The sequence below is a fragment of the Pseudorhizobium sp. NPDC055634 genome (assembly GCF_053618655.1).
Window position 1 is genome coordinate 106098 of the sequence record NZ_JBSHHW010000005.1, and the last position, 21806, is coordinate 127903.

At 67.2% G+C, this 21806-nt stretch carries 15 protein-coding genes; 1 reads left to right on the forward strand and 14 read right to left on the reverse strand.

The features are described 5' to 3' along the window. Positions 1–38 precede the first annotated feature (38 nt). A complete protein-coding gene (locus ACWGPT_RS10010) occupies positions 39–2378 on the forward strand; it encodes a PAS domain-containing sensor histidine kinase (protein ID WP_452605703.1) in 2340 nt (779 codons plus the stop codon). Here ACWGPT_RS10010 and ACWGPT_RS10015 read toward each other — a convergent pair. The 14 genes from ACWGPT_RS10015 to ACWGPT_RS10080 all read right to left on the reverse strand — a co-directional run bounded on the left by ACWGPT_RS10015 (position 2371) and on the right by ACWGPT_RS10080 (position 21282). After that, positions 2371–5319, reverse strand: a complete 2949-nt coding sequence (locus ACWGPT_RS10015; protein WP_452605446.1) for a bifunctional [glutamine synthetase] adenylyltransferase/[glutamine synthetase]-adenylyl-L-tyrosine phosphorylase — start codon at positions 5317–5319, stop codon at positions 2371–2373. The genes ACWGPT_RS10010 and ACWGPT_RS10015 overlap by 8 nt on opposite strands. Positions 5320–5344: 25 nt before the next feature. Continuing rightward, complete coding sequence (locus tag ACWGPT_RS10020; protein WP_452605704.1) at positions 5345–6736, reverse strand: sensor histidine kinase; 1392 nt, start codon at positions 6734–6736, stop codon at positions 5345–5347. A gap of 25 nt (positions 6737–6761) precedes the next feature. After that, entirely contained in the window at positions 6762–7517 is a 756-nt protein-coding gene (locus ACWGPT_RS10025) for a response regulator transcription factor (protein WP_452605447.1), read from the reverse strand. Positions 7518–7606: 89 nt separating this feature from the next. Next, positions 7607–9154 (reverse strand): Do family serine endopeptidase, encoded by a 1548-nt coding sequence (locus ACWGPT_RS10030; protein WP_452605448.1) that lies wholly within the window; start codon positions 9152–9154, stop codon positions 7607–7609. A 130-nt stretch (positions 9155–9284) separates the two neighbouring features. Then, complete coding sequence (locus ACWGPT_RS10035; RefSeq protein ID WP_452605449.1) at positions 9285–9743, reverse strand: cytochrome c-type biogenesis protein; 459 nt, start codon at positions 9741–9743, stop codon at positions 9285–9287. After that, the gene (locus ACWGPT_RS10040; RefSeq protein ID WP_452605450.1) at positions 9740–11728 is read right to left on the reverse strand and encodes a heme lyase CcmF/NrfE family subunit; all 1989 of its coding nucleotides are present in this window, start codon (positions 11726–11728) and stop codon (positions 9740–9742) included. Before ACWGPT_RS10040 ends, ACWGPT_RS10035 begins: the two co-directional genes overlap by 4 nt. Beyond that, on the reverse strand, positions 11725–12180 hold the full coding sequence (gene ccmE / locus ACWGPT_RS10045; RefSeq protein WP_452605451.1) for a cytochrome c maturation protein CcmE: 456 nt from the start codon (positions 12178–12180) through the stop codon (positions 11725–11727). The genes ACWGPT_RS10040 and ccmE overlap by 4 nt, the downstream gene beginning before the upstream one ends. Next, the gene (gene ccmI / locus ACWGPT_RS10050) at positions 12177–13316 is read right to left on the reverse strand and encodes a c-type cytochrome biogenesis protein CcmI (RefSeq protein WP_452605452.1); all 1140 of its coding nucleotides are present in this window, start codon (positions 13314–13316) and stop codon (positions 12177–12179) included. The genes ccmE and ccmI overlap by 4 nt, the downstream gene beginning before the upstream one ends. Before the next feature lie 140 nt (positions 13317–13456). After that, the gene (locus ACWGPT_RS10055; protein ID WP_452605453.1) at positions 13457–13876 is read right to left on the reverse strand and encodes a hypothetical protein; all 420 of its coding nucleotides are present in this window, start codon (positions 13874–13876) and stop codon (positions 13457–13459) included. 97 nt (positions 13877–13973) lie between these two features. Beyond that, entirely contained in the window at positions 13974–15380 is a 1407-nt protein-coding gene (locus tag ACWGPT_RS10060; RefSeq protein WP_452605454.1) for an ATP-binding protein, read from the reverse strand. Positions 15381–15384: 4 nt separating this feature from the next. Then, positions 15385–16056 carry a response regulator transcription factor gene (locus ACWGPT_RS10065; protein WP_452605455.1) on the reverse strand — a complete coding sequence of 224 codons (672 nt, stop codon included), beginning with the start codon at positions 16054–16056 and terminating at the stop codon, positions 15385–15387. A 58-nt stretch (positions 16057–16114) separates the two neighbouring features. Then, complete coding sequence (locus tag ACWGPT_RS10070) at positions 16115–16375, reverse strand: hypothetical protein (protein WP_452605456.1); 261 nt, start codon at positions 16373–16375, stop codon at positions 16115–16117. A gap of 158 nt (positions 16376–16533) precedes the next feature. After that, a complete protein-coding gene (locus tag ACWGPT_RS10075) occupies positions 16534–17346 on the reverse strand; it encodes a class I SAM-dependent methyltransferase (RefSeq protein WP_452605457.1) in 813 nt (270 codons plus the stop codon). A gap of 141 nt (positions 17347–17487) precedes the next feature. Beyond that, the gene (locus ACWGPT_RS10080) at positions 17488–21282 is read right to left on the reverse strand and encodes a baseplate multidomain protein megatron (RefSeq protein ID WP_452605458.1); all 3795 of its coding nucleotides are present in this window, start codon (positions 21280–21282) and stop codon (positions 17488–17490) included. Positions 21283–21806 lie beyond the last annotated feature (524 nt).

The window sequence follows — 21806 nt, forward strand, 5'->3', positions numbered from 1 at the left end:
CGGCGCGCCGGATTTCCATGAGGGTTTTTATGAAAACGATGGCGGACGTGCGGCGGGACACCGCCGGCGAAGGATGGTTGCGTCTCAAATTTCCGGGGCGCAACGGGGCATCGAGGCTCTTCTCGGGCCGCCCCAACCTGACGGTTACGCCGATCTCCCGGCAGATGCCGCGCGTCGAGATGGTCCTCAAGCGCTCCATTCCCCTTCTCATCCTCGCGTTCCTCGCCGTCGTCGCAACCTCGCGCAGCATGGGGCTGGTTTCCGAATACGACCGGCTTCAGGAAGGCGCGCGCCAGGCAACGGCGCTGGTCGCCACCACGGCGGTCGCCGCATTCACCGGCCATGATGCGGCGATCAGCACCGGCGACCGGAAGGCCGCCGAGGCGCGCCTGGCAGGCTTCCTGTCCCCCGACCGCCTTCCTTCCGATGCGTTCCTTCTGCTGGTCGATCCCTCCGGCCGGATCTTCGGCGGCATCGGTGCGGCACCCTATGTCGGGCACCGGCTGACGTCGCTTCTTCCGGAGACGGCGGCGCTCCGCCGCTTCGGCGGTTCCGGCCTCATCGAGACGACCATAGGCGAGGACGCGCATTACGCCTCCATCCAGCCGCTCGGCAATGATGGCGGCCTCGTCGTCGCCGCCCTGTCGCTCGCACCGATGAAATATTTCTGGCGGCACGAAGTCTCGCTCAACGTGACGCTGTTCGCCTGCATCTCGGCGATCCTGCTCGTCATCCTCTATGCCTATTACATGCAGGTGAAGCGGGCGCGCGAGGCGGACGAGACCTTCCTGGAATCCAACCTGCGCATTGAAACCGCCCTGTCGCGCGGCCGCTGCGGGCTGTGGGACTTCGACGTCGCCAACCGCCGCCTGTTCTGGTCGGGCTCCATGTACGAGATGCTCGGCTATCCGGCGGCAGGAAATGTCATGTCGTTTGCCGATGCGGCGCGGATGATGCACCCGACCGATGGCAATCTCTACGCGCTGGCGCGCGCCATCAGCCGGGGCAATGCCAAGCAGGTGGACCAGATCTTCCGCATGCGCCACGCCGCCGGCCACTATGTCTGGATGCGCGCCCGCGCCCAGGTGGTGCGCACCGCAGCCGGCCGCACCCACGTGATCGGCATCGCCATGGACGTCACCGAGCAGCACCGGCTGGCGCAGCGCTACGCGGAAGCCGACCAGCGGCTCGCCGATGCCATCGAATGCACGTCGGAAGCCTTCGTCCTGTGGGACAAGAACGACCGTCTGGTCATGTGCAACACGCATTTCCAGCAGGCCTACGGGCTTCCCGACAGCGTGCTCGTGCCCGGCACGGAGCGCGCCGTGGTGAATGCCGCCGCCGCCCGCCCGGTCATCGAGCGCCGGATCGCCGACGCCGACCAGCACGGTCTTTCGCGGACGACGGAAGTACAGCTCGCGGACGAGCGCTGGCTGCAGATCAACGAGCGCCGCACCCGCGACGGCGGCATGGTCTCGGTCGGAACCGACATCACCCTCATGAAGCGCCAGCAGGAGCGGCTGCGGGAATCCGAACGGCGCCTGATGGCGACTGTCGGCGACCTTTCCGCCTCCCAGAAGAAGCTGGAGAAGCAGAAGGAGGAACTGTCGACCGCCAACGCCAACTACCAGGCGGAAAAGGAACGCGCCCAGGCGGCCAACAAGGCGAAGTCGGAATTCCTCGCCAACATGTCGCACGAGCTGCGCACGCCGCTCAACGCCATCCTCGGCTTCTCGGAAATCCTCGTCAACGAGATGTTCGGTCCGGTCGGCTCCCCGAAATACGGCGAATATGCCCGCGACATCCACGACAGCGGCAAGCATCTCCTAAACCTGATCAGCGACATCCTCGACATGTCGAAGATCGAGGCCGGGCACATGAAGATCCAGTGCGAGGCGATCGACCTCGTGCCGCTCATCGAGGAAAGCCTGCGCCTCACCGCCATTTCCGCCCAGGAAAAGACGATCACGATCGAGCAGCGCCTCTCCGACGACCTGGCCATGGTGGGCGACCGCCGCGCCATGAAGCAGGTCATGCTGAACCTTCTCTCCAATGCCGTGAAGTTCACCAACGAGGGCGGGCGGATCATCGTGCGGGCCCGCCGCTCGGAATCCGGCTACCTGCTGACGATCGCCGATACCGGCATCGGCATTCCGAAGGCGGCGCTCGGCAAGATCGGCCAGCCCTTCGAGCAGGTGCAGAGCCAGTACGCCAAGAGCAAGGGCGGTTCCGGCCTCGGGCTCGCGATCTCCCGCTCGCTGGTTGCGCTCCACGGCGGCTCGATGCGGATCCGCTCCTGCATCGGCAAGGGAACCGTCGTCTCGATCAGCGTCCCCGACTGCCCGACCTTCGCCGTCCCGCGCCCGTCGGTCAGCTGACGAGCTTCCGGAACACCGCACGCACCGCCTTCGACAGGCGCTTCACCTCGCCTTCCAGCGTGCGGATGTCGGGGCAGTCGCCTGCCCTTGCGACACGCTCGACAAGGCCGGCCGGCGCCTCCTTCGGGGAGAAGGGGCCATCGATGCAGAGTCGGATGATCTGCGAGAGTTCGGTGAAGAGCCGGAGCGCCTCGCGCACGGTCGAAAGGTCGTCGGGCTGCAGCATTTTCTCGCCGAGCGCATCGAGCGCCTGCATCGTGCTCATGCCGCTCGTGTCGATGGAGATGCCGCGGGCGGGAGCGACCAGCCGCAGGTACTGGGCGATGAACTCGATGTCGATGAGCCCGCCGGGGATCAGCTTCAGGTCCCAGATGTCGCGCGGCGGCTTTTCCTGCTCGATCAGGTCGCGCATCTCCCGCACATCGGCCCTGATCTTCTCCTCGTCGCGCTGCCGCGACAGGGTTTCGGCGACGACCGCGCAGGCCTCGTCGACCAGTCCGCGATCGCCGCAGACCATGCGGGCGCGGGTGAGCGCCATGTGCTCCCAGGTCCAGGCCTCGTCCTGCTGATACTTGCGGAAGGCGCGGATGCGGGTCGCGACCGGCCCCTTGTTGCCGGAGGGCCTCAGCCGCATGTCCACCTCGAAGAGCACGCCCTCCGACATCGGGGCCGAGAGTGCCGCGATCAGGCGTTGCGTCAGCCGGGTGAAGTAGCGCGTGCTGTCGAGGGGCTTTGCACCGTCGGATTCGGTCGCATCGTCGTCGTGGTCGTAAAGCAGGATCAGGTCGACGTCGGAGGCGGCTGTCAGCTCGAAGCTGCCGAGCTTGCCCATGCCCATCAGCGCCACCCTGCCGCCCGGATAGTGGCCGTGGGCGGATTCGATCTCGCGCTCCACCGCCGCCAGCGCCTGCTCGATCAACAGGTCGGCGAGGTCGGTGAAGGCACGTCCGGCCTGCATGCCGTCGATTGCGCCCGTCAGCAGGCGGATGCCGATCAGGAAGCGCTGCTCGGCGGCGAAGATGCGCAGCCGGTCCAGCAGTTCCTCGTAGTGGCGGGCGGCGGTCAGGAAGGTGGAAAGGCGTTCCGACAGGTAGTCGCGCGTCGGAAGCTCCGCCATCAGGCCGGGGTCGAGCATGCCGTCGAAGACATGCGGGCGCGACGAGATGATGTCCGCCAGCCGCGGCGCAGACGACATGACCTTGACGATCAGCGACAGCAGCGCCGGGTTGTTGCCGATCAGCGAAAACAGCTGGATGCCGGAGGGCAGGCCCGAGAGAAAGCTGTCGAACCGCAGCAGCGCCTCGTCGGCCCGGCTGCTTTCCCCGAAGGCCTTGAGGAGATCCGGCGTCAGTTCCGTCAGCCGCTCTCGCGCCTCCACCGACTGGGTGGCGCGGTAGCGGCCATAGTGCCAGGTGCGGATCACGCGGGAAATGTCGGCCGGCCGTTCGAAGCCGAGGGAGGCGAGCGTCTTCAGCGTCTCCGGATCGTCCTGCTGCCCGGTGAAGACGAGGTTTCCCTCGACGCCGGAAAGCTTCGTCTCCTGCTCGAAGAGCCGCGCATAGCGCTTCTCGACCGTCCGCAGCACCTTCTCCAGCCTCGCGGCAAAGGTCGCAGTGTCCGCAAAGCCCATCATGTAGGCGATGCGCTTCAGTTCCGCCTCGGTGTCCGGCAGGCGGTGGGTCTGCTCGTCGCGCACCATCTGGATGCGATGCTCGACGTCGCGCAGGAACCAGTAGGCTTCCGTCAGTTCGGCGGCGATCGCAGGCGTGATCCAGTTCGCTTCCGCGAGCTTCTCCAGCGCGACTTCGGTCTGGCGAGTGCGCAGCGGCGGCATGCGGCCGCCGGCGATCAGCTGCTGGGTCTGGGCGAAGAACTCGATCTCGCGAATGCCGCCGCGGCCGAGCTTGACGTCATGCCCCTTGACGGCGATTGCGCCGTGTCCCTTGTGAACGTGGATCTGCCGCTTGATGGAATGGATGTCGGCGATCGCCGCATAGTCGAGATACTTGCGGAAGACGAAGGGAACGAGCTGGCGCAGGAACCATTCGCCGGCCGCAAGGTCGCCCGCCACGGCGCGCGCCTTGATGAAGGCGGCCCGTTCCCAGTTCTGGCCACGGCTCTCGTAGTAGAGCAGCCCCGCCTCCACCGGCACGGCGAGCGGCGTCGAGCCGGGGTCGGGACGAAGCCGCAGGTCGGTGCGGAAGACATAGCCGTCGGCGGTCCGCTCCTGCAGTATGCGCACCAGCCGGCGCATCATCCGGCCGTAGATTTCCGAGCCGTCCAGCGGGTCCGGCAGGATGCCGCTTTCCGGGTCGAAGAAGACGACGAGGTCGATGTCGGAGGAATAGTTGAGCTCGTAGCCGCCGAGCTTGCCCATGCCGAGCACGATAAGCCCGGAGCCGGCGCTCGGTTCTCCCGGGTCTTTCAGGACCAGCTTGCCGGTCTCGTGCGCCGCCAGCAGCAGATGATCGATCGCGGCCGCCACCGCGGCATCGGCAAGGAGCGTCAGATAGCGCGTCGTGTCGCGGGCGGTGAACAGCCGGGCGAGATCGGCAAGCGCCACCAGGAAGGAGACGCTCCGCTTCAGCGTCCGCAGCGTCGTCATCACCTCCGCTTCCGTCGGCGCACGGCCGTCCTTCGGCTTCCAGCAGTCGCGGGCGTCGGCGATCAGCCGTTCCAGCGTCGGCTGCAGCGGCTCCGTCACCGCCGTGGCCAGGAGCTGCGGCGAGACGGCGGCAGCGTCGCGCAGGTAGGGAGAAAGGGTGAGCGCCGCGATGAGGAAATGCCTCAGCGGGCCGTCCTCGGCCATCACCTGCGAGAGCGCCGGCTCCTGCTTGCCGGCGTCCTTCAGGATCGCGGTGACGGCCTTCGCCTCGGTCTGGCTGTAGGGTCGCAGCGCGCTTGCGGCAACGTCCTTCAGATAGGTTGCAGTCTCTCCCACGGCGTCCTCCCTCAACCAGCCCTTCTTAGGGCCTGAAGGGCGGGAATACCATCGTGGCCGTCAGCCCCGGCGCATTCTCCCGCTCCGGGTGGGTTGCCGAGAGCGTGAGCGAGCCGCCGTGCAGGTCCATCACCGCTTCCACCAGCGAGAGGCCGAGCCCCGTGCCGGGCTTCGACCGGCTGGCATCGAGGCGCACGAAACGCTTCGTCACCTCGTGGCGCTTGTCCTCGGGAACGCCGGGGCCGCTGTCGCAGACGGAAAGCCGGGGCGAGCCGTCCTCCATCCTCAGCACAAGGCGGATCTCGCCGGCGCCGTTCCCCTCGCCGCCATACTTGATCGCGTTGTCGAGGAGGTTGAAGATCGCCTGTCCGATCAGTTCGCGGTTGCCCTTGATCCTGAGCCCCGGCTCGATCTCGGTTTCCAGTTTCAGCCCCGCCTCCTCGGCCACGGGCTCGTAGAGTTCGCAGCTGTCGGCGGAAATGGCGGAAAGATCGACCTCGCTCATCTCGGCCGCGATCGACCCCGCCTCGACGCGGGAGATCATCAGCAGCGCGTTGAAGGTGCGGATCAGCTGGTCGGACTCGGCGATGATGCCTTCCAGCGCCGCGCGGCGGCTTTCCGGATCCTCGTCCTCCACCGCCTCCGCCGCCTTGTTGCGAAGCCGCGTCAGGGGCGTCTTGAGGTCGTGGGCGATGTTGTCGGAGACCTGTCTCAGGCCCTCGTTGAGCTTCTCGATCCGCCCGAGCATGGCGTTCAGCGATTCCGACAGGCGGTCGAACTCGTCGCCCGAGCGGCCGACGGGCAGGCGTTGCGAGAGATCGCCCGCCATGATCTTCTGGCTCGCGGCCGACATGCGGTCGATGCGCTTCAGCGCGTTGCGCCCGATCCCGAACCAGATGACCAGCGCGCCGACCCCCATGATCGTCAGGGCCAGCATCAGGGCGCGACGGACGATGCCCCGGAAGCGGCCGGGCTCGCCGAGATCGCGGCCGACCATCACCCGCAGGCCGTTTTCCATCACCACGACGTTGGCGATCGCCATGTGCTCGCGCCCCGATCCCGTCTCCGAATAGGGATTGTAGGCGAAGGGGAAGCGGGTCCAGCCCTGCTCGTCCAGCACGCCGGGTTCGAGCGACGCGACGTTGCCGGCAAGGATCTCGCCATTGGTTCCGGCGACGACGTAGAGATTGGCGCCCGGCTGGCGCGACCGCCGCTCCATCAGCCGCAGCATGCCGTTCAGGCCGCCGCGATCGAAAGCGCGCTGGATGTCGCCGACCTCCTGGACGAGGTTCTCCTTCGTCTGCTGGGCGAGAATGCGCTCCGACATCCCCGTCACGTAGACGACGAGGAAGGCGGCGCAGATCGAGAACAGAAGGATATAGAGGGCCGACAGCCGGACGGCGGTCGAACGGAACATCAGGCGGACACGGGTCAGCACGGGCTCACGCCTCGTCCTTGATCATGTATCCGGCGCCGCGGATCGTCTTCAGGAGGGGCTTGTCGAAGTCCTTCTCGATCTTGGAGCGCAACCGCGAGACATGCACGTCGATGACATTGGTCTGCGGGTCGAAATGGTAGTCCCAGACATGCTCGAGAAGCATGGTGCGGGTCACAACCTGGCCGGCGTTCTTCATCAGGTATTCGAGAAGCCTGAATTCGCGCGGCTGCAGCAGGATCTCGCGGCCCGCCCGCTTGACCTCGTGTGACAGCCGGTCGAGCTCCAGGTCGCCGACGCGATAGACCATGTCCTGCTCGGGCTTGCCCTTGCGGCGCCCCAGCACCTCCACCCGTGCCAGAAGCTCGGAAAACGCATAGGGCTTCGGCAGGTAGTCGTCGCCGCCGGCCCTCAGCCCCGTCACCCGGTCGTCCACCTGCCCGAGCGCGGAGAGGATCAGCACCGGCGTCTCGATTCCGCGCTGGCGCAGTTCACTGATCACCGACAGGCCGTCGCGACGCGGCAGCATGCGGTCGATGACCATCACGTCATAGCTGTTCTCGCTGCCCATGAAGAGGCCGCTTTCCCCATCGCTTGCATGGTCGACGACAATGCCGGCCTCGCGAAAGGCCTTGGTCATGTATGCGGCCGCTTCCAGATCGTCTTCAATCACCAGTATCTTCATGCGCGGCACAATAGCGCCGGCGGCACCTTTTGCACTATCGGATTCGCCGGCATCGGCACGGTATGTGGGCGTATCCATCTTCGCTCCTTCGATCGCAGTACGGCGGCGGGAATGAAAAAGGGCGCCGACGTTACCGGCGGCGCCCTCCTGATGCTGATTTGGGAGGATCAGCCTTCGTTGATCGGCAGGGCGACGAAGCGGCTGCCGTTCTCGGACTCGATCTGGAACAGGGCGCGGGTGCGGCCGTCCTTGCGAGCCTGCTCGATCACCTTCTCGATGTCGCCGGCAGACTTTACCGACTGGTTGTTGACCGAGACGATCTTCTCGCCGGCGCGCAGGCCGCGGCCTGCGGCTTCCGAGTTCGGATCGACTTCGACGACCGAGAGGCCGGCGCCGTCTTCGGCAGGCGCAACGGTGATGCCGAGGCTTGCCAGCGCCTGTTCGGTCGCGGGCTTGCGGGTCTCGGGCGTCGTTGCTTCGGCACGCTCGGAGGCTTCGCTCGCCAGGTTGCCCAGGGTCACTTCGAGGCTCTGCGACTTGCCGTCACGCCATACGGCGACGTCGACCTTGGTGTCGGGGCCGATGGCGGCGACCTTGCGGGCAAGGTCACGGGCGTCCTTGATCGGCTCGCCGTTCAGGGCGGTGATCACGTCACCTTCCTTGATGCCGGCCTTCTGGCCCGGAGAACCTTCCTGCGGGGCAACGACGAGCGCGCCCTGCGGCTCCGACAGGCCGAGCGATTCGGCGATGTCCTTGTTGACCGGCTGGATCTGCACGCCAAGCCAGCCGCGCTCGACCTTGCCGTTCTCGATCAGTTCGGACACCACATCGCGGGCGACGGAGGCCGGGATGGCGAAGGCGATGCCGACATTGCCGCCCGACGGCGAGAAGATCGCGGTGTTGATGCCGATGACCTCGCCTTCGAGATTGAAGGCGGGACCGCCGGAATTGCCGCGGTTCACGGCTGCGTCGATCTGGATGTAGTCGTCATAGGGGCCGGAGCCGATGTCGCGGCCGCGAGCCGAGATGATGCCTGCGGTGACCGATCCGCCGAGGCCGAACGGGTTGCCGACGGCAACGACCCAGTCGCCGACGCGGGCCTTGGAATCGTCAGCGAAGTCGACATAGGTGAAGTCGCGGTTGGCATCGACCTTGAGGACCGCGAGGTCGGTGCGGCTGTCGGCGCCTATCAGCTTGGCGTCGAGTTCGGTGCCGTCGTCGAGAACCACCGTGTAGGCGGCGCCGTCGGCGATGACGTGGTTATTGGTGACGAGGTAGCCGTCCTCGGAGATGAAGAAGCCGGACCCCTGCGAGGTCGGACGCAGCTGGCGCGGGCCGTCTGCCTTGTCGTTATTCTCGCCCTTGGGGGCGCCGCGGGACTGCGGGCCGCCGAATTCACGGAAGAAACGCTTCAGCGGATGGTCGTCGGGCAGGTCCTCGAAGCCCTGGCCGCCGAAGTTGAACGAGAAATTCCCGTTATCGTTGGCCATCTGCGTCTCGGACTGGACGCGCACGGACACGACTGCCGGGGAGACCGCGGAGACGACGTCGGCGAAGCTCGGAGCTTCCGGCGCCTGAACCTTTACCGGGTCTGCGAACGAGTCGATGACCTGTCCCGGAATGCCGGTCGACAGCATCACCGCAGCCAGGCCGGCGACCGTCGTGGTCTTCAACACGGTCTTCAGCGAGGGTCGTGCAAATTTGCTGTTGAGCATCGTGAATACCTTCTTCTCTTCGTAATGATCTTTCCGGAAACGCCCGGAAGGCGGTGGATGCGAAGAGATATAGGAAGGCTCACCTTAACTGCATGTGTCGGCAGGATGAAAAATTCGTAATGTTGGCCGCTCAGCGCCTGTCGAGAAGCTCGTCGATGCGCGCCTGCTCCTCGGCCGAAAGCGGTGCGGGGGCGCGTGCCTGGAGGCGGCCGCGGGCCATCAGCACCAGCACGATGCCGCCGATCAGGAGAAGCGCTGCCGGGGCCGTCCACAGAAGCACCGTGCGCATCGAAAGGCGCGGCTTCAGGAGCACGAACTCGCCGTAGCGGGAGACGACGTAATCGATCACCTGCTCGTCCGTATCGCCCTGTTGCAGCCGCTCGCGGACCAGGACGCGCAGGTCCCGGGCAAGCTCGGCATTGGAATCGTCGATCGACTGGTTCTGGCAGACCATGCAGCGCAGGTTGACCGACAGGTTCCTCGCCCGCTCCTCGAGCACCGGATCGGCGAGGATCTCGTCGGGATTGACCGCCAGAGCCGGAAGCGGCGCCAGCATGACGAAGAGGGCAAGGAGAAATCCGCGCATCATTCGGCAGGCTCCAGTGCAGGCCGGACGGGGCGGGCGCGGCGCGTCGGCGCACCGACCCTCAGCCTGCGGTCGGAAAGCGACACGAAGCCGCCCAGCATCATGATCAGCGATCCGCCCCAGATGCAGAGGATGAAGGGCTTCCACCAGATGCGGACCACGATGCCGCCGTCGGCCATCGGGTCGCCGAGCGACACGTAGAGCTGGCTGAGGCCGAAGGTCAGGATACCGGCTTCCGTCGTCGGCATGCGCCGCGCGGTATAGAGCCGCTTCGACGACCATGTGTCGGCGACCACGACGCCGCCCTGGCTGATGGTGAAATGGCCCCGCTCCTCGGTGAAGTTCGGGCCGACCGCCTCGCGCATGCCGTCGAAGACCAGCGAATAGCCGCCCGCTTCCGCGGTCATGCCCGGCTTCATCTCGACGACGGTCTCGGTCTCGTAGGTCGTCACCATGACGACGCCGAGCACGGTCACGCCGAGGCCGAAATGGGCAAGTGCCGTGCCGAAGGCCGAGCGCGGCAGGCCGGCCAGCCGCCGCCAGGCGACGTTGAACGGCAGCTTGCCGAAGTTGGCGCGATACCAGAGGTCGGCGAGCGCGCCGAACATGCCCCAGAAGGCAAGCGCAAGGCCGAAGACCGCCATCACCGGGCCGCCGTTCTCGATGTAGTAGAGGGCAAGTCCGGCGAAGAGCGCCAGGCCGGCGGCGCCGTAGAGCCGCTGCAGCGCGCCGAGGAGGTCTCCCCGCTTCCAGGCCAGCATCGGACCGAAGGGCACCGCGATGAGGAGCGGGATCATCAGCAGCCCGAAGGTCATGTTGAAGAACGGTGCGCCGACCGAGATCTTCTCGCCGGTGAGCGTCTCCAGGACGAGCGGATAGAGCGTGCCGATCAGGATCGACGCGGTCGCGACCGTCAGGATCAGGTTGTTGAGGACGAGCGATCCCTCGCGCGAGATCGGGGCGAAGAGGCCCCCCGCCTTCAGCATCGGCGCGCGCCACGCGAAGAGCGCGAAGGCGCCGCCGATGAAGATCATCAGGATGGCGAGGATGAAGATGCCGCGCGTCGGATCGGTGGCGAAGGCATGGACCGAGGTCAGCACGCCGGAGCGGACGAGGAAGGTGCCGAGCAGCGACAGCGAGAAGGTCATGATGGCGAGCAGCACGGTCCAGATCTTCAGGCCTTCGCGCTTTTCCATCACCAGCGCCGAATGCAGCAGCGCCGTACCGGCGAGCCACGGCATGAAGGAGGCGTTCTCGACCGGATCCCAGAACCACCAGCCGCCCCAGCCGAGTTCGTAATAGGCCCAGTAGGATCCCATGGCGATGCCGGCCGTCAGGAAGGTCCAGGCGGCCAGCGTCCACGGGCGCACCCAGCGCGCCCAGGCCGCATCGATGCGGCCGTCGATCAGCGCCGCGACCGCGAAGGAGAAGCAGACGGAAAAGCCGACATAGCCGAGATAGAGGAGCGGCGGATGCACGGCGAGCCCCGGATCCTGCAGCACCGGATTGAGGTCCTGGCCCTCGGCCGGCGCCGGGCTGAGGCGCAGGAAGGGATTGGAGCTCAGGAGGATGAACAGCGTGAAGGCGGTGGTGATCCAGGCCTGCACGGCCAGCACGTTCGCCCGCAGCGTGTCAGGAAGGTTGCGCCCGAAGAAGGCGACGAGCGCGCTGAAGAAGACGACGATCAGCAGCCACAGCAGCATGGAGCCTTCGTGATTGCCCCAGACGCCGGAGAACTTGTAGACCATCGGCATCATCGAATGGGAATTCTCCCAGACGTTGCGCACCGAGAAGTCCGACACCGCGTAGCCCCAGGTCAGCGCCGCGAAGGAAAACAGCACCAGCACGAACATCAGGATCGAGCCCACCGGCGCCAGCGCCATCATCGCCGCGTCGTTGCGGCGCGCGCCGATGAGCGGCACGATCGACACGATCAGCGCGGTGGCGAGCGCCAGGACGAGTGCGTAGTGTCCGACCTCGATGATCATTGGGTCGCCGCCTCTTCGCCGTCCTTCCAGACGCCCTGCTCCTTGAGCCGGTCGGCCACTTCCTTCGGCATGTAGTTCTCGTCGTGCTTGGCAAGCACGGAATCGGCCACGAAGGAATGGGTCGCGACGTCGAAGGAGCCTTCGGTCACCACGCCCTGCCCCTCGCGGAAGAGGTCCGGCAGGATGCCCGTGTAGCTCACCGGCACGGTGTTCGAGCCGTCGGTCACCGAGAAGCTGACCGTCGAGCCTTCGCCGCGCTTCACCGATCCTTCGGCCACGAGCCCGCCGAGGCGGATGCGCGTGCCGGGAGAAACCTCGGTCGTGGCGAGATCGGCCGGCATGTAGAAATAGGCGACCGACTGGCTGAAGGCGAACATGACCAGCAGCACCGCGGCGAGGATGAAGCTCATGCCGCCCGCGATGATCGTCAGCCGTTTCTGTTTGCGTGTCATTGGGTCACTCCTTCGACGGTCAGGCCGACCTCATGGGCAAGAGCGATCAGTTGCCGCCCCTCGTCGCCTTCCGCCGGGAAAGTCTGCAGGCCGGTTTTAAGTGCTTCTTCGGCCTTTTGTTTGTCTCCGAGAACCGAATAGGACCGCACGAGGCGGAGCCAGCCCTCGATATTGTTCGGGTCTTCCTGCAGCCGGGCGGCGAGGCTCTCGACCATGCCGCGGATCATGTCCTGGCGGTCGCCCTCTTCCATCTCCCCTGCGGCCGCCACGTCGTCGGCGGACGGGTTCTTTGGCGCCTCGGCCGCTGCGGCGGACGCGCCGCCTGTTGCGGCGATGTGCTGGCGGATCAGGTCCATCCACGGCGCGTCGGGCGGCGAATCCTTGGCGATCTCCTCGAACATCGCGCGGGCCTCGTCGTGGCGCCCGACCTGTTCGAGGCCGAGACCGACATAGAAGCGGGCGCGCGCATTGACCGGCTTGAGGCGCAGGCTCTCCTCGAAGGCGAGCCGCGCATCCTCGGTGACGATGCCGTCATTGGCGGCGACGAGCGTTTCGCCGAGACCGTCGAGCCGCTCGGGGCTGGTTCCGAGCAGGCGGATCGCGTTGCGGAAGGCCATTTCCGCATCGCCCAGCCGCATGGCCCGGAAGTAGATCGGCCCCAGTATGTCCCAGCCTGCCCCGTCGTTCGGGTTCTCGGCAAGGTGGCGCTCCGCCTTGGCGACCAGCAGGGCCATGTTCTGGCCGGGGTTCTCGAGCCGGGCGGCAAGCGGCTGGTCGGGAATCTGCGGGCTGCCGAGGAGGAGATAGAGCGACAATCCGACGGCGGGGACGAGGAGCGTCACGGTAACGCCGCTCGCGGTCATGCCGGCACGGCCGGTAGAACCCTTGCCGCGCGTTTCCGCCTCGCCCGCGACGGACAGCAGCCTGCGGCCGATCTCGGCCTTGGCATATTCGGCTTCCTCGGCGGAGATCAGGCCCTGGTTGCGGTCACGCTCGAGCTCGTCCAGCTGGTCGCGATAGACGGCGATCTCGCCGGCGCGGTCCGGAGTCGTGGTTTTGGCACTGCGCGCCAGCGTGGCGAGCAGGATGGCCGCAACGGCGGCGGTCAGGACGGCGAGTACGATCCACAAGAACATAATGGTCCAATTACTGGAACCGGCCTTCCTTTCCAACGGGAAAGCCGGTGATGACGCGGATTTGAGGCGTTTGGCCGCAAGCTTTGATGCTCGCCAGATGCACCCGTCCCGCCATCCCCGCCTTGACGCATGTCAAATCGTCAGGTGAGCGGGGTCCAGCTGCCGTCCTTGTTGCGGCAGGCGGCGCCGCGCGCGATCACCTGCCGTCCGCCCGTCGCAAGCGTGTGCCTGTACTGGCGGCAGTTCTGCGAACCGACCTGGTAGGGAGCCGCGGCGACGACCTGGCCGCTGACGTCCCCGCCGTTCCAGCTGATCGGCTGGCCGACCGCGGCCGCCTCCAGTGCACGATATTCGGCCTCCAGCGCCCTCGCGCGGTCGCTGTTGCTGATCGGGACCCCGCTGCGGCTGACGATGCCGCCCTCGAGCGCCGCGATATAGGGCGTCGAACCCGACGATCTCGCCGACATCAGGCCGCCGCCGTTCCCGGATGTCGTCGAACATCCCGCGACGACCGCCAGGGCCGTGAACGTCACACCAAGCTGCATACTTCTGGAACGCATGTGTTCAACACCGGTTGGAGTATTTTCCCGCATCGAAGTCGCGCGTCGGCCATCGCCCGCCGGGACCCGCTCTGGGGATATGGAGCCTTTGCCCGCATCAGGCAACATCCTTCGTCACCGACGGGAGGAGAAGTGTTGCGCGCAAGCCACCCTTGTCGCTGCGATGGAGTTCGAACCGCCCCTGGTATTCGGCGGCGATCTCGCGCACGATGGAGAGGCCGAGGCCGGCACCGGGCCGGCTTTCGTCGAAGCGACGGCCGCGTTTCATCGCCTCGCCGATCTGGCCGGGCTCCAGTCCCGGTCCGTCATCCTCGACCGATACTTCCAGCCACGACCGGCGGATCCCGTCCACCGGTTCGCCCGTCGGGGGCCCCGGGGCCGCGGTGACGCTCAGCCAGACGCCGGTCCGGCAGAAGCGGGCAGCGTTTTCCAGAAGGTTGCCGACCGTCTCCTCGACATCCTGCTGCTCCATCGCCAGAACCGCGTCCGGATCGACCGAGAGGCTGAATTCCGTCTCCGGGTTGAGGCGGCGCATCACCCGCACGAGGCGCTCCAGCACCGGCTCGACCTCCGTGCGCACCAGGACGGATTCGCGCTGGGCGGCGATCCGCGCCCGGTTGAGATAGGATTGCACCTGCGCCTGCATGGCTTCCGCCTGCGACCGGATCAGCTCCCCGTGCGCGGGTTCGAGCGCGCGGGCCTCGTTCAGGAGGACAGCGAGCGGCGTCTTCAGCGAATGCGCGAGGTTGCCGACCTGCATCCTGGCGCGGTCGACGATGCGGCGATTGCTCTCGATCAGTGCGTTGATCTCGTTGACGAGCGGCAGGATCTCGCGCGGAAACTCGCCTTCGAGGCGCTCTGCGTCGCCGCGGCGGATCCGTCCGAGCGCGCGGCGGGCCCGGTCTAGCGGCTGCAGGCCGAAGAGGATGGCGCCGCCGTTGACGACGAGGCTGCCGAGGCCGAACACGCCGAGCGCGATGTAGAGGCTGCGGTCGAAGGCCGCGATATCTTCCTCCATGGCGTCGAGATTGCCGGCGACGCGAAAGCGCGCCGCCCGTCCCTGGCTGTCGAGAACCACCTCGGTCTCCGCCACCAGGACATTGTTCCCGAAGGCATCGACCACCGGATAGAAGCGCTCGTAGCGGTTGTTGAAGGGGACGTTGAGGATGCTCGGCACGGCGATCTTGGAGACGCCGAGCGAGGGCGAGGACAGCGGTGCTGCGGCGAAGGTGCCGAGCGGCTCGATGATCCAGTACCAGCCCGTTTCCGGCTGCGAATAGCGCAGGTCGCCCAGCTGCGGATTGCCGGCGAGGTTGTTGCCCTCGCCGATCGAGACGGAATTGATGACGTTGTAGAGCTGCGCCCTCAGGAGGTCGGTGAAGGCACGCTCGGCCGATTGCCGGTAGAGGGCGGAGATCACCAGCGCGATCACCACCAGCGCCAGTCCGGACCAGAGGGTGGCGAGAAGGAGAACGCGGGCGGTAAGGGATCTCGGCCCGGTCATCGCGTCAGCCGGCGTCTGTCGGGGCTTGCATCCTGTAGCCGAGGCCGCGCACGGTCTCGATCAGATCGACGCCCAGCTTCTTCCTGAGGCGACCGACGAACACCTCGATCGTGTTGGAATCCCGGTCGAAATCCTGGTCGTACATATGCTCGACCAGTTCGGTCCGCGAGACCACCTGCCCCATGTGGTGCATCAGGTAGGAGAGCAGCCGGAATTCGTGGGACGTGAGCTTGAGGGGCTTGCCGTCGACGGTCGCCTTTGACGCCTTGGTGTCGAGACGCACCGGGCCGCAGACGAGTTCGGACGAGGCATGGCCTGCGGCGCGGCGAATCAGCGCCCGCACGCGGGCCAGCACTTCCTCCACGTGGAAAGGCTTGGCGACATAGTCGTCGGCGCCAGCGTCGATGCCGGCGACCTTGTCGCTCCAGCGGTCGCGCGCCGTCAGCATCAGAACCGGCATGCGCCGGCCCTCGGCCCGCCATTTCTCGACGACCGTGATCCCGTCGATGACCGGGAGCCCGATATCGAGGATCGCCGCGTCGTAGGGCTCCGTCTCGCCGAGGAAATGCCCCTCCTCGCCGTCGAATGCCTGGTCGACGACGTAGCCGGCCTCCTTCAGCGCATCGGTCAGCTGCCGGCTGAGATTGACGTCGTCTTCGACTACGAGAATGCGCATGATTGCCCCGTTTCGCGGCGATGCCGGCTCGCCGCCCCCTTTCACTACATTGGCGTCATTACATCGGCACCCGCACCGTTACCTTGCGCGGCCTCTCATTGCCATTGCCCTGTACGAGAACGGTGACGACGCAGGTCTGGCCGTCGGAGGACGGCTGGGCGGAGAGAAGCTGGCCACCCGTCTCGTTGACGACGCGGCTCGCTGCCGCACCGCAATCCGCAGCGGCCAGAAAGATGTATTCCCCGTGCGCGGGGGTCTCGAAGGCAGTCAGACCGGCAAGGCCGGCGATAAGCATCGCAGGGATCGGCAGTCGCGCCATCGTGTTACTATTCCATATTCAGAACGGATCGAACAGATCCAGTGCATGTGATGGAATATGTAACCAAGCACGTGTGAATGGCAAATGAATGCTCCGGGGAGGTGCAGGCGAGCGGCCCGGGAGGTCGAGCGGGAGGCCAATCTCGCGCCGCCTTCGGCTCAGCCCGGCGCGACCCGTCCCGCCACCACGAAGGCTCTTGTCGCGATGTGCGCCATGCCGTCCGCCCCGGCCTGGCCGGCGACTGCCGCCGTAAAGGCCTCGTCGAAGCGGCTCCTGTCGGCATCGCTCAGGGCCCTGTAGCCCGGGAACATGCGGATGGATTGCCCGCTCTCCGTCATGACGTTTCCGGGGGTTTCGACGGTCCAGACGCCCTCGACGCCGGCTGTCCGGATGTCGTCGCAGCCCATGGCGCGGAGCGCGCGGTCGACGGCGTCCCTGGTCCAGGCGGGAAAGAAGTCTTCCGGCCAGAGCTCCCGGCCGGGGAACGTCCGGGCGAACACTTCGCGGGCAAGATATTGCGGTGCGGCAGCGTCTTCCTGGTCCCAGGTGGCGACCGCGACCCGGCCGCCGGGGCGCGTGACGCGAACCATCTCGCGCATCCCGTCTTCACCCGTGGCGAAGGAGAGGACGCCGGCGATCGATATGGCCGCGTCGAACGAAGCGTCCGGAACGTCCAGCGCCTCGAAATTCATCACGGCGGCCTCGCAGCCCGCATAGGGGCCGAGCCGTGCTAGCGCCCGGGCGACCATCTTCGGCTCGAGGTCGATCGCCAGCACCTTCGCCCCGCGTTCCGCCGCCTCGACCGCCAGCGCGCCCGTGCCGGCAGCGACATCGATGAGCGCATCGCCCGCCGCCAAGGAGACCATGTCAAGCGCCCGCCGTCCCATTGGCAGCGTCAGCGGATCGACGATGCGCTCGTAGAAGGCCACGAGGCTGCCGAAATCGACCTGGTTCTCGTCGGCAAGGCTCATCCCCGGTCCTTCATCGTCGAGGGGAAGACAGGCGTAGCTGTCACACGCCGTGGTCGGCGCCGCCGCCTGTCCCGGCAACCCGTCGGTCACGAAGTATACAGCCGGGCTTGAATACCGCCACAGGCATTTCCATTCGCGGGATCAGAGGTGGATGGACGCCATTGCCGGCAGGCCGAGCGGCACCGCCCGCCCCAGTTGCCGAATCCGAACGGCAAGCGCCGGCTGCGGCCCGCCGAAGTCGTCGATCTCCTGCGCAGCGCTGTAGAGGAACTGCGGCGCCGCAACCTCGACCGAGCGCCGCGTCCCGCCCGCATCGTCGAGAATATCGACGCGGTAGCGCTCCTCCGCCTCGTCGAGCGGTATCTCGGCGGCATCCCAGTCGTCCGCCTCGATCCTGCCGCGGCGTATCCACGACAGGAGCAGGCTGCCGTCCGCCAGCCGACGGCCGCGAAGGTGGACGGGCGAAAGCGGCGTCTCGGCCCGGGCACCCCCGTCGAACACCAGCGGCCCGACGCGCCCGCCCGCGGATCCGGCGCCTTCGGCAATCCAGTTCAGCCGGCGGCCGCGTTCGTCGGCGGAGAGGCCGAGCGGCACCGTCGCGTCGTCCAGCAGGACGACCGGCGATCCCGGCGCGGCACCTTCGGACATGGCGTCCTCGGTTCCCGCCAGCCCGCGCAGCAGCGTCGATAGCCGCCAGCGTCCGGGCGCCACTTCCAGTGCCTCGAGGAAACTGACGATCTCCCAGATCCCGCTTGCCGCCCTCACCGCCAGCCGGTTCTCGCCCGCGAGGACCGCGCCCATTGCCGCGGAAGACAGGCCGCCGAAGAAGAGGTCGAGTTCCATGCGGGAGCGATGGTCGAAGCGACCGGAAATCGCGCCGGGCGGAAAGGACCCCGCCAGCCGGCCGACCCGGGCCGGCCGGTCGAGAACGGCGCGAAGCGCATATCCCTCGCTTCCCGGCGACGAGGAGAGCATGATCCGCTGCCAGGGCCGCGCATGACCGGCCGCCCGCGCAAAGCTCTCGCCCGGCCCGGCCGAGAAGCGCGGCAGGTCGAGAAGATGGAGAACCGGCGCAAATGCATCCGAGGCGCTCCCTCCCCCGCCATGTCCGGGCGTTTCCGGGGCCGGGCTGGCCGGGCCGGCGGCGGCGTGCTGGCGTGCCTCGATCCGGCGGACAGCGCCCTCCTCGACGCGCGAGACGAGAAAGGTCCCGCCCGCCTCCGGCAGGCGGATGGCGTCTCCGGGCTGGAGGCCGACCTCCGCCGGGGAGAGCGCGAAGCTCAGCATCCGCCGCGACAGCCACTGATCACGGACGGCAGCCTCGGCGGCAGAAAGAGCCGTCTCCTCGGCCAGCACGGCGGGCAGGTCGTAGCCCAGCACCCGGTTGCTCGCCGTTCGCGTCCGGCGCGAGCGGGCGCTTGCCTGCTCGTAGTCCAGGGCGGGATTGCTGGAGCCGATCACCACCTCGGCGGCAAAATCGCTGTCATGGCCGCGCGTCTCGCTCCACGCCGGCTCATCCTCGATATCGGCCAGGACCTCGATCGTCCGCGGCGGAAGGCTCGCGGAACCGCGCGACCTGAACCTGAGGCGCCCCGCCTCCTCAGTCACGTCGATCCGGAAGACGTCGAGAAGCGGCGCAAGCAGGGCGCGGGCCGGCGTCACCTCGGCCTGGACGTAGCCGATCAGGTCGCCGCTCACTTCGGAGACGTCGAAGTCGTCAAAACCGTGATCGGCCAGGATCGCCCCGATCGTGTCGGCGAGCGTCCCGGCGCCGAGCCTCCCGTTCAGCCAGTGGCCGGCGCGCCAGTTGCCGCCGTCGCTCCAGGCCGAAAGATCGGCGGGAAAGGCCGGATAGGGACGCGCGTCCCAGGTCCAGACGAAGACATGGTCCGGATCGACCGGCCCCGTCTCCCCGCCCTCGCCCTGCCAGTGCCGGTGATGGGCCTCGAGGAACCGCCGCTGCATCGCGTCGGACCGGGCGCGGCTCGAGAAATGAGGCGCGGCACTTTCGGCCGACTTGGGATCGACGAAGACATTCGGCTGGTTGGCGCCCTTGTCCACCGCCGGGCATCCGAGTTCGGTGAACCATATGGGTTTCATCCGCGCCTGCCACGCGGTCGGCGGCGCCCGCTCCTCGCCGGCGATCCGTTCGTGATGCGGGTTCGACCACCAGCCGCCGATGTCCTTGGGGCGGAACACCCAGGGCTTGCCCGCCGCGCCATCGGAGATCGGCGTGCGCAGGCGCGCGATGCGGTCGGCATCGCTTGCGTAATACCAGTCGAACCGCTCGCCGGAGGCGATCTGCTCCCGCATCGCCGCGCCGTCCTCGGCGCCGCGAAACCCGTCGGGGCTCGCGGCCGTCAGGTCGTCGTCGCGCCAGTCGGCAAGCGGCATGTAATTGTCGATGCCGACCGCATCGATCGCCGGCGAGGCCCACAAGGGATCGAGGTGGAAGAAGACGTCGCCCGACCCGTCCTGCGGGTGATAGCCGAAATACTCGCTCCAGTCGGCGCCGTAGGTGAGCTTCGTCGCCGCGCCGAGAACGGCCCGGACTTCCGTCGCAAGCTGCACCAACTCGTCGACGAAGGGGAAAAGGCCTGCCTCGTCCCGCACCTGCGTCAGCCCGCGCAGTTCCGAACCGATCAGGAAGCCGTCGACCCCGCCCACCTCCGCTGCCAGCCCGGCATAGTGCAGGACCATGCGCCGGTAGCCGTCCGCGCCATCGGCAAATGCCGCCACCTGGGCTCGGGCCGCAGACGTCCGGTCCGCCGTTCCGGGCAGGCCGGGCGCCGGATGGCAGGTGATGCGGCCGCGCCAGGGATAGGCCGCCTGCTCCTCCCCGCCATGCGGGTCCGGCAGGCCGTTTTCCGGCGGGATGTCCATCATCAGGAAGGGATAGAGGAAGACGTCCAGCCCGCGCGCCTTGAGGTCGGCGATCGCCTGGCGCACGCTCGCGTCGCTCGGCGTGCCGCCATAGGCCGGACCGCCGCCGTGCTGGCTGACCTGATGGGCATCGGCGCGCGTGATGCCGGCAACCGACCAGGGCCGGCTCTCCTCGTCCCGATGCGTCACTTCCACGCCGGGCAGTATCCGGCAGTGCCCGGCCCGCAGGTCCGTCCCGAACCAACTGACGACCAGCGCCACCCTCTCGAGGTTCGGGCAGAGCGCCGTCAGCTCATCCAGCGAGGCCTGCCAGTCGGTCGCGGCGGCAAGCGCGTGGCGGTTCATGATCCGGGCGCTGCCTTCCCCCGTCTTCTCTGTCATCTGCACCGTCGCATAGCCATGCTCGGTCGCGCCGGGAATGATCGTCACGGCGCGGATCTGCCGCTCCAGCGCGCCGACCGGGCGCATCACCTCGAACTGCAGCAGCGGAATGCGGTTGCCGAAGCCGTCGAGCGGCAGCCGCTCGAAGACGACGTAGGCGAGCCCGCGATAGGCCGGCGCATTGCCCGCCCCCTGCTTCGCCTCGATCAGCGGGTCGGGCAGCTGATCCTCGCCCCCGCGGTAGACCCGCATTTCCACGTCCGTCAGGTCGAGTTCGCGACCGTCCGCCCATACCCGCCTTATCCCGGCGATCTCGCCCTCGCAGAGCCCGATCGCGAGGTTCGCGAAATAGCGGAAGCTCTCCACCTTCGGGCCGGTCGCCTTGCCGCCGGAACGCTCGCGGCGAACCTCTTCCTCGAAGCGGGTCGCCCAGATCAGCGTGCCTCCGACGCGGGCGGTCCCGTAGACGCGGCTGACCGGCGCGCCTTCGTCGGCCCCCGGTATCCTCGCCGTTGCGAGCCTCGCCCCGGAAATCGTCCTGCCGCCGTTGATCAGGGCACGGTCGACATAGCTGCCGGCCAGTCCGCCCGCCGCCCGCCCGAGGATCGCGCCGACAGGACCGAACACGCCGCCGAGCGCCGCGCCCGCCGCCTGGAAGAGAATGGTGGCCATGACGCGAAATCCCTATCGCATGAGGCGAGCAATCTTCTCGCCACTCGTATTGGCTGCGTGTTATGAAGTGAACGGTTGCAAGCAGAAGCAGAAAGCACCGAGCCAGCCGGTGCGTCGGTGGCGATGGGCAACACCGACCTTGGCAGAGGCCCTGCCTGCAATCGAGGAGGATGCCATGAAGCTTATGCTGAGCGGCGTCGTGCTTATGATAAGAAAAACCCGGACGGGCTGGTCCATAGCCGTCCGGGTCTATTTCAAAACATAAGCAAACGGTGGGCGAGGTAGCCGCCTCGCTCACCACTCCTGCAATATATCCCAGGCAATCCGTTTTTTCAATCTGCGGCCGAACCGAGGCAAACCTGTACACCGCGACAAACCGCCGGCGATGACGGACCTCCCGGCCTCGGCAAGGGCCTTGCTCTCGAACCTGGAGGTGCCTTGAGGACAACCCGAACGGGCTGGTCGATCGCCGTCCGGGTCTATTTCAAAACATAAGCAGAAACGGTGGGCGAGTTAGCAGCCTC